This is a genomic window from Caballeronia sp. GAWG2-1 (assembly GCF_023631405.1).
Classification (GTDB): domain Bacteria; phylum Pseudomonadota; class Gammaproteobacteria; order Burkholderiales; family Burkholderiaceae; genus Caballeronia.
The window spans coordinates 20,745-37,156 of record NZ_JALQDD010000042.1 but is presented as its reverse complement, the minus strand read 5'-3'; the positions used below and the strand labels follow the sequence as shown (position 1 = coordinate 37,156).

Below are 16,412 nucleotides of genomic sequence, written 5' to 3'. Positions count from 1 at the left end.
ATACCTGACTAATTTACCAGGTTAAATAGTTGACCAATTTACTCGGGAATGGCAGACTTCAGAGCATCTGTTGCTAATCCTCCGATAACCGGACGCTATTGAGGTCGTACGCTATGAGACTGACATCCAAAGGACGTTATGCCGTTACTGCAATGCTGGACGTTGCCCTTCACTCCCATGAAGGCCCGGTCCCGCTGGCTGATATTTCAGAGCGTCAGGGCATTTCGCTCTCCTATCTGGAGCAGTTATTCTCCCGATTACGTAAAAATGAGCTGGTGTCCAGCGTACGTGGTCCGGGCGGCGGTTATCTGTTGGGTAAAGCGTCTAATACCATCTCTGTCGGTGAAGTGATCACCGCCGTTGATGAGTCTGTTGATGCCACCAAATGTCAGGGTAAAGAAGGCTGCCAGGGCGGCGAGCGTTGCCTGACTCACGTGCTGTGGCGCGATCTGAGCGTGCGTATCAGTGACTTCCTGAACAATATTACACTGGCTGAGCTGGTGAATAATCAGGAGATCCTGGATGTAGCCGATCGTCAGAATGCGATTGATAATCGTCGCTTCCAGAGCCCGCGCACGCAGGAAATTAACGTCAACCAACGCGCCTCGTAATCCCCGCTGTTGCGGCCCTTACTGCTAACGCGGTCAGGGCCGAATCTGCTATAAAGACGTATGATTTTTTATACGGAGCTGTAGCGCAATGAAATTACCGATTTACCTGGATTACGCCGCCACCACGCCGGCCGATCCGCGTGTGGCCAGCAAAATGATGCAGTTTCTGACGCTGGATGGCACGTTCGGTAATCCGGCCTCGCGATCGCACCGTTTTGGCTGGCAGTCTGAAGAAGCGGTTGATGTTGCGCGTAATCAGATCGCCGAACTGGTCAATGCCGATCCGCGTGAAATCATCTTTACCTCTGGCGCCACTGAATCCGATAACCTCGCGATTAAAGGTGCAGCTCACGCCCATCAGGCGCGCGGCAAACATATCATCACCAGCCAGACAGAACATAAAGCGGTGCTTGATAGCTGCCAGCAGCTTGAGCGTGAAGGCTTTGCTGTCACTTATCTCACCCCGGCGGCTAACGGCATTATCTCGCCTGACCAGCTGCGTGCGGCGCTGCGCGACGACACGATTTTAGTCACCCTGATGCACGTTAATAATGAAACCGGAGTGATTCAGGATATCGCCGCCTTTGGCGAACTCTGCCGCGAACGTGAGATTCTGTTTCATGTGGATGCGACCCAGAGCGTCGGCAAGCTGCCTATCGATCTCAGCCAGTTACCGGTTGATTTGATGTCCTTTTCTGCCCACAAACTCTATGGCCCGAAAGGCATCGGCGCACTCTATGTACGGCGTAAACCGCGTGTGCAGATTGCTGCGCAGATCCACGGCGGCGGACATGAACGCGGTATGCGATCCGGGACATTGCCGGTGCATCAGATTGTTGGCATGGGCGAGGCGTATCGTATTGCAGCAGAAGAGCGCGAAACCGAGATGGCGCGCCTGCAGACTCTGCGCGATCGTCTGTGGCAGGGCATCAGCACACTGCCCGACGTCACCCTCAATGGCGATCTGCAGCAGAGCGCACCGAACATTCTTAACCTCAGTTTTGCTGACGTTGAGGGTGAATCACTGATCATGGCGCTGAAAGATCTGGCGCTCTCTTCCGGCTCGGCCTGCACCTCCGCCAGCCTGGAGCCTTCCTATGTATTGCGGGCGCTGGGCCTGAGTGAAGAGCTGGCGCACAGTTCGCTGCGCTTCTCGCTGGGACGCTTCACAACCGAGGAAGAGATCGACTACGCCATTGCCCTGGTGCAGAAATCAGTGACCCGTCTGCGGGCCTTAATGAAATCCTGATATCCGGTCATAGTCTGGAAATTGCGCCTATATTTGCACTTCGCTGGCAACACCTGACGGAATCTGTTATCAGGTCTCTCTGCGAATTATATTTAACATCTTATTAAAGCCGTTATAACAATCAGGCTGGATGAAACAGATAACGATTATGGAGCTTTTCGATGACCACACAACCCATGAATATTACGCTTAGCAGCCAGCCCGCCGATGCGCGCTGGGGCGAAAAAGCGATTCTCAGCAGCAACGACAGCGGCATGACACTGCATCTGACCGGCGCGGATGCGCTGAATATCATTCAGCGTGCGGCTCACAAAATCGACAGCCAGGGGATCCGCCATGTGGCGCTGACCGGCGAAGGCTGGCACCTTGAGCAGTGCTGGGCATTCTGGCAGGGCTTCCGTGGTCCGAAAGGCCAGCGTCAGGTTGAGTGGCCGGCGCTGGGCGAACATGAGCAGGCGGAGTTTGATCGCCGTCTGAAAATTATCGACTGGGTTCGCAACGTTATTAACCTGCCCGCGGAAGATCTTGGGCCAGAACAGCTGGCACACAATGCAGTCGATCTGATCAGTGAAGTGGGCGGAAGCGCCGTCAGCTATCGCATCACCAAAGGCGACGATCTGCGGGTACAGGGGTATATGGGCCTGCACACCGTTGGACGCGGTTCAAATCGTCCTCCGGTATTTCTGGCGCTCGATTACAACCCGACCGGCGGCGACGATGCTCCGGTCTACGCCTGTCTGGTCGGTAAAGGCATCACCTTTGATACCGGTGGCTACAGCCTGAAGCAGAGCAGCTTCATGGACTCAATGAAATCTGACATGGGCGGCGCGGCGACCGTCACCGGCGCGCTGGCCATGGCGATTTCGCGCGGTCTTAACAAGCGCGTGAAACTCTACCTCTGCTGTGCCGATAACATGGTCAGCAGCAACGCCTTTAAACTGGGCGACATCATTCGCTATCGCAACGGTAAATCGGTGGAAGTGATGAACACCGATGCGGAAGGGCGTCTGGTCCTGGCCGATGGTTTAATCGACGCCAGCGAGCAGAACCCGACGATGATCATCGATGCTGCGACGCTGACCGGTGCGGCTAAGACGGCGCTGGGCAACGATTACCATGCGCTGTTTACCTTTGATGATGTGATGGCACAGTCGCTGATGGGCAGCGCGGTGAGTGAGAACGAACCTTTCTGGCGTCTGCCGCTGGCCGAATTCCATCGCAGCCATCTGCCGTCTAACTTCGCCGATCTCAATAACATCGCCAGCCCGTCACATGCGGCGGGTGCCAGTAGCGCGGCAGCGTTCCTGTCACACTTCGTCAGTAATTATCAGCAGGGCTGGCTGCACATCGACTGCTCCGCGACCTATCGCAAAGGCGCAGTTGACCAGTGGGCGGCGGGTGCAACAGGTCTTGGCGTGCGTACCCTCGCCAATCTGTTACTGAAATAAGCCGATCTCAGCGGTGGCTGATGCCGCCGCTGTTCAGAGGGAAACTATGAATCGTCTTGAAGAGGTGCTGAAGCTGGCGGCCACTGAGCCTGCCCATCGGCCCGAATTTTTTCAGCTGCTGCTGGAATCTGATGCGTGGGTGCCAGGTGAAAGCACCACGCAACAGCTTGATGCCAGCACGCCCGTTGATCTGCAGCACTGGGAAAAAGAGGATGGCAGCAGCATCATTCCTTTTTTCACGTCAGAAGAGGCGATGAGTGAAGCGGTGAGCGGTGAGCAGTCCTGGCTGCGTCTGCCGGTACGAACGCTGTTTGAGATTACGCGCGGCGAGACGCTGTTTCTCAATCCCAAACTGCCTTCCGGTAAAGAGTTTACTGCGGCCGAGATCACCCATCTGCTGGCTGAAGAGGGCAGTGCACTAAGCCAGCAAACCGTGCTGGAAGGCGGACAGTCACTATTGCTGTCTGAGGTGGCTGAACCCCCTGCGCAGATGATCGACTCACTGACTCAGCTCTTCAGTAAGCATAAGCAGGTGCGTCGCGCGTTTATCGCCAGTATCCGTGAGCGGGCTGACGAAGCGCCCAATCTGCTGATTGGCATTGAAGCGGACAGCAACATTGAGACGATCATTCAGGCGGCGGGCAGCGTGGCAACCGATACGCTGCCGGACGATGCGCCGGTTGATATCTGTGAGGTGACGCTGAACGATCGCGGCATCAGCCACTTCTTTACCGCCCACATCACGCCATTCTACGAGCGTCGCTGGGGCAGTTTCCTGCGGGACTTCAAGGGCAGTGAGCGGATTATCTGAGACAACAAAGTAAACAGGCGGCTCATGGGCCGCCTCATATAGCTGATATCCCGAATCAGGGGGAGTCTGGCCGCAACGAATAAGCTTAACGCGCAGGGAACAGGGTCAGAGGAGGAAAGCGTCCCGCGCCATGGACGGCGCGGGCCGAGCGGCCAGGGAGTGGCTTTAGCGACTTTCCGATCTGACCCTGTTTCCTGTGCTACCTCGTTCTTACAGCTGATCGAATCCGATATTATTAAAAAAACAGGCGGCTCATGGGCCGCCTGTTTTTTATTTCGCGATAGGTAAGTCGTCGCGACTGCCCCATTCGCCCCAGGATCCGTCATACAGTGTGACATCCCGTGCGCCCAGCGCCGTCAGCGCCAGAATCACCACCACCGCCGTCACGCCTGAGCCACAGCTGGCGACCACCGGTTGGGTAATATCGACGCCCGCATCGGCAAACAGCGTCTGAAGTTCCGCCTCCGGCTTGAGTTTTCCCTGTTCAACCAGGCTGTTCCACGGCACGTTCAGGCTGTTGGGAATATGGCCACGATGCAATCCGGGACGTGGTTCATCCACTTCGGCGTTAAAGCGATTGGCAGGACGCGCATCAATAATCTGTGCGCCGCCTTCATGGCTGATCAGCAGTACGTCCGTCAGGCGCTTCACCCGGCTTTCATCTGCGTGGGCCTCAAACTCACCTTCCGGCAGATTCACTTCGCCGGTTGCCAGCGCAAAACCGGCTTCTTTCCAGCCCTGCAAGCCCCCGGCCAGAATCGACACCTGAGCCACACCAAAGGTTTTCAGCATCCACCAGGCGCGTGGCGCAGAAAAGAGATTACCCTCGTCATACACCACCAGGTGCTTATCACTGCTGACACCCAGTTCACGCATCGCAACGGCAAAACTTTCGGCGCGGGGCAGCATATGGGGGTAAGGGCTGGTGTGATCGGAAAGCGCTTCAATATCGAAGTAAGGGGCGTCGGGTAAATGACCCGCCAGATATTCGGCCTGGATATCGCGAACCGCTTCCATACCGGGTGGCAACAACCGTGCATCCAGCACCTGAAGCCGCTCATCGTTGTAGTGCTCTTGTAACCAGTCGGCGGACACAAACAGTGGCGTCGTCATAACAACCTCATCTCAGCAATCTGTCATACCAGTGTCAGGGAATGTGCGCACCATCTCAAGAGAAGCGTTGATTAAATGCGAGCATTGATATGAAATTGCGCTGCGTAATCAAACGACACTCCCTGCGTCCCGGTGAAGGAACTACCATGAAGAAACGCAATACCCGGCTGCTGCTCAGCATGCTGATCGGTGGCTCGCTGCTGTCAGCGACCCTGTTACCTGTTTTGCCTCTCCAGGCGGCAGAAGCACCCGCAACCTCCCAGGTCAGCAAACCGCTGACGATTATCGATCTCTCGGAACTGCAGATCGATAATGCCGCTGCGCTGGTCTTAACCTTCAGTCAGCCGCTTGATGATAAACAGGATATCGCGCAAAAAGTCAGGCTGACCGACGATAAACAGGGCCGGGTGGATGGCGGCTGGGAGCTTTCTGCTAACCGCAAAACGTTGCGCTTCCGCCATCCCGAGCCGTCGCGTCACTTCACCGTCACGGTGGATGCGGGACTGCGCGCGGCCAGCGGAGAGACGCTTGCCGCCGATTACAGTCAGAAAATCGCCACCCGTGATATCCAGCCGATGGTGGGCTTTGCCAGTCGCGGTTCACTGCTGCCGCTGCGTATCACCCAGGGACTGCCGGTGCTGGCGCTGAATGTTGACCAGGTCGATGTCGATTTCTTCCGGATAAAGAATGCCGGCCTGGCGGAATTTCTCTCGCAGTGGAATTACGGCAACAACCTCTCAAGCTGGCAGTCGCAGGAGCTGCTGAAAAGCAGCCAGCTGGTTTATAGCGGACGCTTTGAGCTCAACCCGGCGCGTAACACGCGTGAAAAATTGCAGCTGCCGATGCGTGACATTACCGCACTTCAGCAGCCGGGCGTCTATCTGGCGGTGATGAAGCAGGCCGGTACTTATCGCTACAGCCAGCCCGCCACGCTTTTCACCCTCAGCGATATTGGCCTGTCACTGCATCGCTTCCCGACCCGGTTCGAACTGTTCGCCCAGAGTCTGGCAGACGGTCAGCCGCTTTCCGGGGTCAGCGTCAGGTTACTGGATGAGAAGGGGCAGGTGCTGCAAAGCGGTACCAGTGACAGCACCGGTCATCTGAGCCTCAAGGCGGATGAAAAAGGCAAGCTCCTGCTGGCAATTCAGGGAGAACAGACCTCAATGATCGACCTGGCGCGTCCGGCGCTGGATCTCGCTGAATTCCCGGTCGCGGGGCCGCAGGGCTATGACAAACAGCTGTTTGTTTTTGGTCCGCGCGATATCTATCGTCCTGGCGAAACGGTCATCGTGAATGCGCTGCTTCGCGATGCCGACGGACACCCCTTGCCCGCGCAGCCGATCAAAGCGGAGCTGGTGCAGCCCGATGGCCAGGTGATGCGGACTTTTGTCTGGCAGCCTGAAGCGGGATTCTACCAGCAGCGACTGGCGCTGTCCGCGTCGGCCATGACCGGCGACTGGATGTTGCGACTGAATACCGGCGATAACCTCAAGCGAGAGTGGAAGTTTCACGTCGAAGATTTTCTGCCGGAGCGTATGGCGTTAACCCTGAAAAATGACCCTCAGCCACAGGCCGCTGATGCCAGTGTTGAGTTCGGTATTGAGGGGCGCTATCTCTATGGCGCCCCGGCAGCAGGTAACACGCTACAGGGTCAACTCTATCTGCGACCGGCACGCGAGGCGGTGACTGCACTGCCAGGCTACCAGTTTGGTGACATCACCGAAGAGGGGTTAAAGCGGACGCTGGATGAGGTGGATCTCAAGCTTGACGCCAGCGGTAAAGCACAACTCACGGTAGAAAATCAGTGGGATCAGCTCCACTCCCCGCTCAATCTGATCCTGCAGGCCAGCCTGCTGGAGACCGGCGGACGTCCGGTCACCCGTCGTGCCACCCAGGCCATCTGGCCCGCTGAAGCGCTGCCAGGTATCCGGCCGCTGTTTGGTAACAAGGCGGTTTATGACTACCGCAGTGACAGCTATCACGATGAGCCGACCGTGCCGGAACAGAGCCTGGCCGAATTCGACATTGTCTATGCCAACAGTCAGGGCAAAAAACTGGCGGCAGAGAAGCTGGATGTTCGCCTGATCCGTGAACGCCATGATTACTACTGGAGCTTCTCTGACAGCGAAGGCTGGCAGTCGCAGTATAGCGACAAGGATCTGCAGGAAGATGAACGCGCCATCTCTGTCCCGGCTGATGGCAGCACCAAAGTCAGCTTCCCGGTCGAGTGGGGCCACTACCGGCTGGAAGTGCAGGCGGGCGAGAAGATCGTCAGCAGCGTCCGATTCCAGGCGGGTTATGACTGGCAGGATAACACCAACGGCACGGGGGCATTGCGCCCGGATCAGGTCAGACTGAAGCTGGATAAAGCGGCTTACCAGCCGGGCGATACCGTGCATCTGCAGGTTGAGTCACCGGCGGCCGGTAAAGGTTACCTGATGGTGGAGTCGAGCAGCGGCACGCTCTGGTGGCAGCCACTGACCGTACCAAAGGGCGGCACAACGGTGGATGTCCCTGTTGCTGAGAGCTGGCAGCGTCACGATCTCTACTTCAGCGCCATCGTGGTGCGTGACGGCGATAAGGTCAGTGGCGCAACGCCAAAACGCGCGGTGGGGCTGTTGCATCTGCCGATGGCGACGGAGGCGCGCCGCTTAAATCTGACGCTGGATGCGCCCGATAAAATCCGTCCTGAGCAACGCCTGACGGTAAAAGTCCACGCCAGTCGTGATGGCGGCCCGCTGCCTGAAAAAGTGAATGTACTGCTGTCAGCGGTGGACAGCGGCGTTCTGAGCGTGACGGATTTTAAAACGCCCGATCCGTGGCAGGCTTTCTTTGGCCGTAAACGCTACAACGTCGATCAGTACGACGTCTTTGGCCAGCTGATCGAAGGCGGTGGCCGGCTCGCGGCGTTGCGCTTTGGTGGTGATGGCGAGGATGAATCGATGACGCGCGGCGGCAAAAAGCCGGTGACGCACGTCAATATCGTGGCGCAGCAGTTACAGGCGGTCACGCTGGATAAAGAGGGCAACGGATCGATTACGCTGCCGATCCCGGCCTTTAACGGCGAACTGCGGCTGATGACTCAGGCCTGGAGCGACGACAGCTTCGGCGCGGCAGAGCGCAAACTGGTGGTTGCGGCGCCGCTGATCAGCGAACTGGCCACCCCGCGCTTCCTTGCCAGCGGCGATACAGCCTCACTGGCGCTGGATCTCACTAACCTGACCGATCTGCCGCAAACCCTGAAGGTGGATCTGAGCAGCAGTGGCTTAGTGGATCTGGCCGGGGCTGCCAGCCAGAGCGTGACGCTGGCCAAAGGCGCACGTACCACACTTCAGATTCCGGTCATGGCGAAAGCCGGCTTTGGTGATGGCGAGGTCGCCGTACAGATTTCCGGTCTGAACCTGCCGGGCGAGCAGGTGAAGCCCAGCAAACAGCAGTGGAAAATCGGCGTCAGGCCACCTTATCCGGCCCGGACGCTGAATTTCGATGCCGTCATCAATCCCGATCAGCCCTGGCAGGTCGCGGCAGCCGCGTTTACCGGGTTGGATGCTCAGACCCTGAGTGGACAACTGACGCTGAGCAATCGTCCGCCGCTCAATATCGCCAGCTATATCAGTGCGCTTTATGCCTATCCCTACGGCTGTCTGGAACAGACCACCAGCGGCCTCTGGCCGTCGCTCTATACCAGCCATGCCGAGCTGACTGCGATGGGGATAAAAACCAGCAGTGATGAGTCGCGCCGGGCCGCCGTCGACACCGGCATTGCCCGTCTGGCGGGCATGCAGCGGGCCAACGGTAGCTTCGGGCTGTGGGACAAACAGAGTGAGGAGGAGTTCTGGCTGACGCCTTACGTGACCGATTACCTGCTTCGTGCCAGCGAGGCGGGCTATGCGCTGCCGGATAATGTAGTTGATCGCGCTAACGCACGGCTGCTGCGCTATCTGCAGGATCCCGCGCAGATCAGCGGCGGCGGCAGTGATAACAACGCCGCGCTGCAGTTCAGCGTGCAGGCTTACGCCGGACTGGTGCTGGCGCGTCAGCAGCGTGCGCCGCTGGGTGCGCTGCGCGCATTGTATGAAAAGCGTGACAAGGCCCGCTCCGGCCTGGCGCTGATGCAGCTTGGCGTGGCGCTGAAGCTGATGGGTGACGGGCAGCGCGCATCGCTTGCGATCATGCAGGGTGCCAGTCTGACGCGCTCAGATAAAGAGTGGTATGGCGACTATGGCAGCACGGTACGCGATGAGGGGATGATGATAGCCCTGTTAGCAGAGAATAAGCTGCAGCCCGATCTACAGAATAGTCTGCTGCTGTCGCTGTCAAAAGAGGTCAACGGCAAGCGCTGGTTCTCGACTCAGGAGAATAACGCGCTCTATTTAGCGGCGCATACGCTGCAGCGTGCGCAGGGCGGAAGCTGGCAGGCGCAACTGTCGGGCAATGCACAGCCTCTGCAGGGCGATGCGCCACTGAATAAAGGGCTGGGGGCTGAACGACTGTTGCAGGGCTTAGCCATCAGTAATCCGGGCAGTGCGCCGCTGTATGGTCGTCTGGATGTCACCGGTTATCCGCTGGCCGCGCCACAGCCGGAGAGCAATGTGCTCGGGATAAAACGTGAATACTTTACGCTGGATGGCAAAGCCGCCGATCTCAGTAATCTGCGCAGCGGCGAGTTGCTGGTGGTACGTCTGACCGTTTCGTCGAAGCGCAGCATCACCGATGCGCTGGTGGTGGATCTGCTGCCTGCCGGTCTGGAGCTGGAAAACCAGAACCTGGCTGACAGCAGCGCCAGCCTCGGCGACAGTGCGGATGCGCTGAAGGAGAGCATGGGTGACATGCAGCAGGCTGACATCAGACACATTGAGTTCCGTGACGATCGCTTTGTGGCGGCACTGGCGGTGGATACTTATCGTCCCGCGACGCTGGTCTACCTGGCGCGGGCGGTCACACCGGGTCGCTATCTGATGCCACCACCGCAGGTCGAGTCGATGTATGTGCCGGAGTGGCGCGCCACCGGCAGCACGCCGTCACAGCTGCATATTCAGTAAGTGACGCGACGCGTGGTAAACGTCAGCAGCATCAAAAAGTGGTGGCTCGCGCTGCCGCTTTTTTTTCTGGCGCTGTGGCTGGCGATATGGGGGCTGGATCGGCTTTTCCCGTTGCCGCTTAAACAGGTGCAGCCTGCGCGGGTGGTTGTTGCCAGCGACGGTACACCATTGTGGCGCTTTGCTGACAGCAAGGGGATCTGGCGCTATCCGGTCACGCCAGAGGAGGTGGCTCCGGCCTATCTGCAGGCGCTGCTGACCTACGAAGATCGCTGGTTCTGGTATCACCCTGGCATCAATCCCCTGGCTCTGCTGCGCGCCGCCTGGCAGGATCTGCGCCATCAGAGCGTGATTTCCGGAGGCAGCACGCTGACCATGCAGGTGGCACGCCTTATCGACCCGCAACCCCGGACGCTGCGCGGCAAGCTGATTCAGGCGTGGCGGGCGCTGCAGCTGGAGTGGCATCTTTCCAAACGAGACATCCTGACGCTCTACCTTAACCGTGCGCCCTTTGGCGGCACGCTGGAAGGGGTGGGCGCGGCCAGCTGGAGCTGGCTGGGAAAAGCCCCGTCACAGCTGACGCCGGGCGAGGCGGCACTGCTGGCCGTTTTGCCGCAGGCACCCAGCCGTCTGCGACCCGATCGCTGGCCTGAGCGGGCAGAAGCCGCACGCAACAAAGTGCTGGATCGGCTGGCGGAATACCGCATCTGGTCCGCTGAACAGGTGGCGGAAATCCGTCAGGAGCCGGTATGGCTGCCGCCGCGCCAGATGCCACAGATGGCGCCGCTGCTGGCCCGGCGACTGCTGTCGATCAGCCACAGCGATAAGATTGTCTCTACGCTTGACCCCTCACTGCAGCGCGAACTGGAAAGTCTGGCGCTGAATGTTAAAAATCAGCTTCCTCCACGCACCTCGCTGGCGATGCTGGTGGTGGATCACACCACTATGGCGGTTCGCGGCTACGTCGGCTCGGCTGACTTTACCGATGACAGCCGTTTTGGCCATGTGGATATGATCGCCAGCGTGCGTTCGCCAGGCTCGGTGTTAAAACCCTTTATTTACGGCATGGCGCTGGATGAGGGGCTGATACATGCTGAATCACTGCTGCAGGATGTGCCGCGTCGCTTTGGTGATTACCGGCCAGGCAACTTCGATACCGGATTTCACGGGCCTGTCAGCGCCAGTGACGCACTGGTGCGGTCGCTGAATCTGCCTGCGGTGCAGCTTCTGGAGGCGCTGGGACCGAAAAACGTTGCAGCGCGCCTGCGCAATGTCGGTCTCAACTTACGTTTTCCCCCCGGCGCTGAACCTAATCTTTCCCTGATTCTCGGCGGCACCGGAGCGCGCATGGATGAGATCGTGGCAGCCTACAGCGCCTTTGCCCGCCACGGCAACGCCGGCCAGTTGCGCTGGATGCCCGATCAACCCTTACAGCAGCGGCCGCTGCTTTCGCCTGAGTCGGCGTGGATCATCCGGCGTATCCTGGCCGGGGAAGCACAGCCCGCGGGCAATGGCAGCGTACCCGATGTGGTGCCACTGGCCTGGAAAACCGGCACCAGTTATGGCTACCGCGACGCCTGGTCGGTCGGGATCAATCCCCGTTATCTGATTGGCGTCTGGGTCGGAAGACCGGATGCGACGCCGGTTGCCGGGCAGTTTGGTTTTGCCTCTGCCGTGCCCGTCATGAATCAGATCAACAGCCTGCTGATGAGTCGCCTTGGCAGACGTGATGTTCCGGGCGATCCGCGGCCGGCCTCGGTGACGGTGGCGAGCATTTGCTGGCCTGGCGGTCAGCCGTTGCCCGCCGGAGACGAAAACTGTCGCCAGCGGCGGCAAAGCTGGGTCGCCGCCGACACGCTGCCGCCTACACTGCTGGCACCCGGCCAGGAGAGCCTCAGCGGATTACGCCTGGGCTACTGGCAGAATGCGCAGGGACTGCGCGTCGCAGCAGACTGCCCCGACGCCACCCGCCATGAACGGCTGGTCTGGCCGCTGCCGCTGGAGGCCTGGCTGCCGCCTCAGGAGCGGCGGGCGCAACGTCTGCCCCCTGTCGATGCCCGGTGTCCGCCGTTACAGCAGGGCAGCAGCGCTCCGCTGATCGTTACCGGCGTGATTGAGGGGCAAATTGTCAGACCGCTGCCGGGCAGGAGCGCGCTGACAATGCCGGTCGCGGTGCAGGGAGGGCAGGGCACACAGCGCTGGTGGTTCCTGAATGGTGAGCCTCTGATGACGCAGAACGCCGCAGACAGCCTGTCGCTGCAGCTCGATCATCCGGGCGAGTATCAGCTGGTGGTGATGGATGAAGAGGGGCAACTTGTCTCCGTCACCTTCAGCCGGGGCTGACGCTTTTTTGCGCTAAATCATAACTATGGCGCGTCTGCTTCGACTCAGATCAAGAATTTTCATCAAATTAGGGATCTCTGATAGGCAATGCCGGACTCAGCCCCTATAATCGGCGCCGTTTCTTAACCGGGGCGGACGCCACCGGTTTCTTCAGAACGTCAAGACAGAGGTCATCATGGCAATCGAACGTACTTTTTCTATCATCAAGCCAAACGCCGTCGCTAAAAATGTGATTGGTGCTATCTATAACCGTTTTGAAAGCGCTGGCTTCAAAATCGTTGGCGCAAAAATGCTGCAGCTGAGCAAAGAGCAGGCTGAAGGTTTTTACGCTGAGCACCAGGGCAAGCCATTCTTCGATGGTCTGGTTGAATTCATGACCTCTGGCCCGGTTGTTGTTTCCGTGCTGGAAGGTGAAAATGCCGTTCAGCGTCACCGTGACCTGATGGGTGCCACTAACCCGGCAAACGCACTGGCTGGCACACTGCGTGCTGACTACGCTGACAGCTTCACCGAAAACGCCACGCACGGTTCAGATTCTGCTGAATCCGCTGCCCGCGAAATCGCTTATTTCTTTGGCGAAAACGAGATCTGCCCACGTACCCGTTAATCGCCTGGCGATAAACGTTACGTCGGCTTTACAAAAATCTGCGTAGGGGAGGTCACTCCCGCCTGTTATCAGGCTGCAGATGTTGTACAATATTGCGCCTTCATTGACTCAGCTTAATGAAGGCGCAATTTTTTTCACCTATCCCTGAACAGCGCCATAACGTGTAACAACGAGGCCAGAGAATATTATGTCCGAACAGATTGTGACGTCCGCGTCAGCATCCCCTATTGTCGTCTCCCCCAAAAGCCAGAAAATAAACCTGCTGGATCTCAACCGTCAGCAGATGCGCGAATTCTTCCTGTCGCTGGGCGAAAAGCCTTTCCGCGCCGATCAGGTCATGAAGTGGATTTATCACTACTGCTGCGATGACTTCGAGCAGATGACCGACATCAACAAAAAGCTGCGTAACCGGCTGATGGAGCTGACGGAGATCCGTGCGCCAGAAGTGGCAGAAGAGATGCGCTCTACCGACGGCACCATCAAATGGGCCATTCGCGTGGGCGACCAGCTGGTGGAAACGGTCTATATCCCGGAAGGGGACCGCGCCACGCTCTGTGTCTCTTCACAGGTGGGTTGTGCGCTGGAGTGTAAATTCTGTTCGACCGCACAGCAGGGCTTTAACCGTAACCTGCGGGTGTCAGAAATTATTGGTCAGGTGTGGCGTGCGGCGAAAATTGTCGGCGCAGCGAAAATCACCGGCCAGCGTCCTATCACCAATGTGGTGATGATGGGCATGGGCGAGCCGCTGCTCAACCTCAATAACGTGGTCCCGGCGATGGAGATCATGCTGGATGACTTCGGTTTTGGTCTGTCGAAGCGTCGCGTGACCCTCTCCACCTCGGGTGTGGTGCCTGCGCTGGATAAACTGGGCGATATGATCGACGTCGCGCTGGCGATTTCCCTGCACGCGCCTAACGATAAGCTGCGTGATGATATTGTCCCGATCAACAAAAAGTACAATATCGAAACCTTCCTGGCGGCGGTGAAACGCTACATTGGCAAATCCAACGCCAATCAGGGACGCGTGACCATCGAGTACGTGTTGCTGGATCACGTCAATGACAGCACAGATGATGCGCATGAACTCGCCGCATTACTGAAAGAAACACCGTGTAAAATCAACCTGATCCCCTGGAACCCCTTCCCGGGCGCGCCTTATGGCCGTAGCTCCAACAGCCGCATCGATCGTTTCTCCAAAGTCCTGATGGACTATGGTTTTACGACCATCGTGCGTAAAACCCGTGGCGATGATATCGATGCCGCCTGTGGTCAGTTAGCCGGTGAGGTGATCGACCGTACCAAGCGTACGATGCGTAAAAAAATGGCGGGTGAGGCCATCTCTGTGAAGGCTCTCTAGAAGAGTGACTCAGAGCGTTTCCTGAAGTGATGACGCGTGGCAGGCTGCAGCCTGTCAACGTCAACCGGATGGAAACGATTATGCGTAACGGATTACCTGCAGTTTTACTGGCGCTGTTTGTTGTAAGCGGGTGTGTCAGCCAGCATCACGAACCCGGAGCAGAAGAGGTGCGTCTGCAGTTAGGGATGCACTATCTGGCGGGTGGCGACTATGCCGCAGCTGAGCGAAACTTTCTGCGGGCACAGGCCGCCGCGCCAGAGGATTACCGGGTCTCGCTTGCGCTTGCTCGACTGGCGCAGAAGCAGGGTAATCAGACAGCGGCGCAGGCACGGTTTATACTGGCACAGCAGCAGGCCCCGGATAATGGTTTTGTTGCTAACAATTACGGTGCGTTTCTCTGCGCTTTAAGGCAGTATGGCGAAGCGCATCAACAGTTTAGTCGGGCAAGCGCAGCACCGCAGTTTGATGCACGCAATGACGCGCTTGAACTGGCAGGGTTTTGTTATCTGCAGGCTGGCGATATTGCCGCTGCCCGCAGGACACTACGCCAGGCCATTGAGGCTGACAGACGCAAAGCTGATTCGCTGCTGTCGGAAGCTGAAAAGCAGATGGCAGATAACCATCTGGCGAAGGTGCAGATTTTGCTTGATGTTTACCAGCAACAGCTGCCCGCAACGGCACGAAGTCTGGCGTTACACTTACGTTTCGCCGCGCTACAGGGAGATGCCGCTGACGTTTCACGTTATGGCGACCAGTTAGCGCGACGTTTTCCGCAATCGATACAGTACCAGCGTTATTTAGCTAATGAATACTGAAGCCACTCAAGAAAACTCTGCATTACATTCAACAGGTGAACGCCTGCGTCTGGCCCGTGAGCAGATGGGGCTGACGCAGCAGAACGTCGCTGAACGCCTGTGCCTGAAACTTTCTACCGTGCGTGATATCGAGGAAGACAAATCGCCTGCCGATCTGGCCTCCACGTTCCTGCGCGGATACATTCGCTCCTACGCGCGTCTGGTGCACATTCCTGAAGAGGAACTGCTGCCGATGATGGCGAAACAGACACCGATTCGGGCTTCAAAGATCGAGCCGATGCAAAGTTTCTCACTGGGCAAACGCCGCAAGAAACGCGACGGCTGGTTGATGATTTTCACCTGGCTGGTGGTGTTTGTGGTGGTGGGTCTGACCGGTGCCTGGTGGTGGCAGAATCATAAAGAGTCACAGGATGATCTGGTGCCGATGACCGATCAGAACAGCAGCAGCGGTGATAGCGGCCAGTCGATTCCGCTGGGTGAATCCAGTGGTGACAGCGCGGCACCTGCCGCGCCTGACGAAAGCAATACCACCAGTGACAACAGCGCAACCAGTGCGCCAGCGAGTGCGGCTCCGGCCGCCACTGGCAGCAATAGCGCGACCACCGCACAGCCGGATACCACCAGCAATGCCGTGGTTTCACCGAGCCAGGCGCCCGTGGACAACTCAGCGGCTGCACCTGCGGCCGCGAACACGAATACCAATAACAGCACGGCACCTCAGATGCCAGTAGGTGCAGCGGCGGTCAGTGAACCGGCTGCTGACCCTAATGCGGTGGTGATGACCTTTAACGCCGACTGCTGGCTGGAAGTGAGCGATGCCACCGGCAAAAAACTGTTCAGCGGCATTCAGCGCAGTGGTGGTAAACTCAGCCTCGCAGGAACGCCTCCGTATCGTCTGAAAATTGGCGCGCCTTCCGCTGTTCAGGTGCAATATCAGAATCAGCCCGTTGATTTAAGTCGTTTTATCCGTAATAACCAGGTTGCTCGCCTGACGTTGGGTGCGCAATAACAGCGTATCG

At 58.1% G+C, this 16,412-nt stretch carries 10 protein-coding genes and 1 pseudogene; 10 read left to right on the top strand and 1 reads right to left on the bottom strand.

Features of this window, described 5'->3' with window-relative positions:
• Nucleotides 1-113: 113 nt before the first annotated feature.
• The 4 genes and pseudogenes from iscR (at nt 114) to sseB (ending at nt 4,119) form a co-directional block, all read left to right on the top strand.
• Nucleotides 114-611 (top strand): Fe-S cluster assembly transcriptional regulator IscR, encoded by a 498-nt coding sequence (gene iscR, locus NCR98_RS29415; RefSeq protein WP_010257591.1) that lies wholly within the window; start codon nt 114-116, stop codon nt 609-611.
• A gap of 88 nt (nt 612-699) precedes the next feature.
• Nucleotides 700-1,848: pseudogene (locus NCR98_RS29410) on the top strand (IscS subfamily cysteine desulfurase); the annotation flags it as partial.
• 173 nt (nt 1,849-2,021) lie between these two features.
• Nucleotides 2,022-3,308: an aminopeptidase PepB gene (gene pepB / locus NCR98_RS29405; protein ID WP_250489346.1), complete on the top strand. Its 1,287-nt coding sequence runs from the start codon at nt 2,022-2,024 to the stop codon at nt 3,306-3,308.
• Between the two features lie 46 nt (nt 3,309-3,354).
• A complete protein-coding gene (gene sseB, locus NCR98_RS29400) occupies nt 3,355-4,119 on the top strand; it encodes an enhanced serine sensitivity protein SseB (RefSeq protein ID WP_010257582.1) in 765 nt (254 codons plus the stop codon).
• Nucleotides 4,120-4,389: 270 nt separating this feature from the next.
• On the opposite strand, the gene sseA is transcribed toward sseB, so the two are convergent.
• Complete coding sequence (gene sseA, locus NCR98_RS29395) at nt 4,390-5,232, bottom strand: 3-mercaptopyruvate sulfurtransferase (protein ID WP_010257579.1); 843 nt, start codon at nt 5,230-5,232, stop codon at nt 4,390-4,392.
• A 146-nt stretch (nt 5,233-5,378) separates the two neighbouring features.
• Here sseA and NCR98_RS29390 point away from each other — a divergent pair, with 146 nt between their 5' ends.
• The 6 genes from NCR98_RS29390 to rodZ all read left to right on the top strand — a co-directional run bounded on the left by NCR98_RS29390 (nt 5,379) and on the right by rodZ (nt 16,402).
• On the top strand, nt 5,379-10,274 hold the full coding sequence (locus NCR98_RS29390) for an alpha-2-macroglobulin family protein (protein ID WP_250489345.1): 4,896 nt from the start codon (nt 5,379-5,381) through the stop codon (nt 10,272-10,274).
• Nucleotides 10,275-10,286: 12 nt separating this feature from the next.
• Nucleotides 10,287-12,614, top strand: a complete 2,328-nt coding sequence (gene pbpC, locus NCR98_RS29385; RefSeq protein WP_250489344.1) for a peptidoglycan glycosyltransferase PbpC — start codon at nt 10,287-10,289, stop codon at nt 12,612-12,614.
• A 175-nt stretch (nt 12,615-12,789) separates the two neighbouring features.
• A complete protein-coding gene (gene ndk, locus NCR98_RS29380; RefSeq protein WP_003848684.1) occupies nt 12,790-13,221 on the top strand; it encodes a nucleoside-diphosphate kinase in 432 nt (143 codons plus the stop codon).
• Nucleotides 13,222-13,408: 187 nt separating this feature from the next.
• Nucleotides 13,409-14,578 carry a dual-specificity RNA methyltransferase RlmN gene (rlmN, locus tag NCR98_RS29375; RefSeq protein WP_010257560.1) on the top strand — a complete coding sequence of 390 codons (1,170 nt, stop codon included), beginning with the start codon at nt 13,409-13,411 and terminating at the stop codon, nt 14,576-14,578.
• Nucleotides 14,579-14,658: 80 nt separating this feature from the next.
• Nucleotides 14,659-15,393 carry a type IV pilus biogenesis/stability protein PilW gene (pilW, locus tag NCR98_RS29370; RefSeq protein WP_031594241.1) on the top strand — a complete coding sequence of 245 codons (735 nt, stop codon included), beginning with the start codon at nt 14,659-14,661 and terminating at the stop codon, nt 15,391-15,393.
• Nucleotides 15,383-16,402: a cytoskeleton protein RodZ gene (gene rodZ, locus NCR98_RS29365; protein WP_250489342.1), complete on the top strand. Its 1,020-nt coding sequence runs from the start codon at nt 15,383-15,385 to the stop codon at nt 16,400-16,402. Before pilW ends, rodZ begins: the two co-directional genes overlap by 11 nt.
• The last annotated feature ends 10 nt before the right edge of the window (nt 16,403-16,412 follow it).

Coding starts and splice junctions, on each gene's coding strand:
- ndk (WP_003848684.1), top strand. CDS start 12,790: ATGGCAATCGAACGTACTTTTTCTATCATCAAGCCAAACGCCGTCGCT.
- pepB (WP_250489346.1), top strand. CDS start 2,022: ATGACCACACAACCCATGAATATTACGCTTAGCAGCCAGCCCGCCGAT.
- rlmN (WP_010257560.1), top strand. CDS start 13,409: ATGTCCGAACAGATTGTGACGTCCGCGTCAGCATCCCCTATTGTCGTC.
- sseA (WP_010257579.1), bottom strand. CDS start 5,232: ATGACGACGCCACTGTTTGTGTCCGCCGACTGGTTACAAGAGCACTAC.
- pilW (WP_031594241.1), top strand. CDS start 14,659: ATGCGTAACGGATTACCTGCAGTTTTACTGGCGCTGTTTGTTGTAAGC.
- iscR (WP_010257591.1), top strand. CDS start 114: ATGAGACTGACATCCAAAGGACGTTATGCCGTTACTGCAATGCTGGAC.
- sseB (WP_010257582.1), top strand. CDS start 3,355: ATGAATCGTCTTGAAGAGGTGCTGAAGCTGGCGGCCACTGAGCCTGCC.
- rodZ (WP_250489342.1), top strand. CDS start 15,383: ATGAATACTGAAGCCACTCAAGAAAACTCTGCATTACATTCAACAGGT.
- NCR98_RS29390 (WP_250489345.1), top strand. CDS start 5,379: ATGAAGAAACGCAATACCCGGCTGCTGCTCAGCATGCTGATCGGTGGC.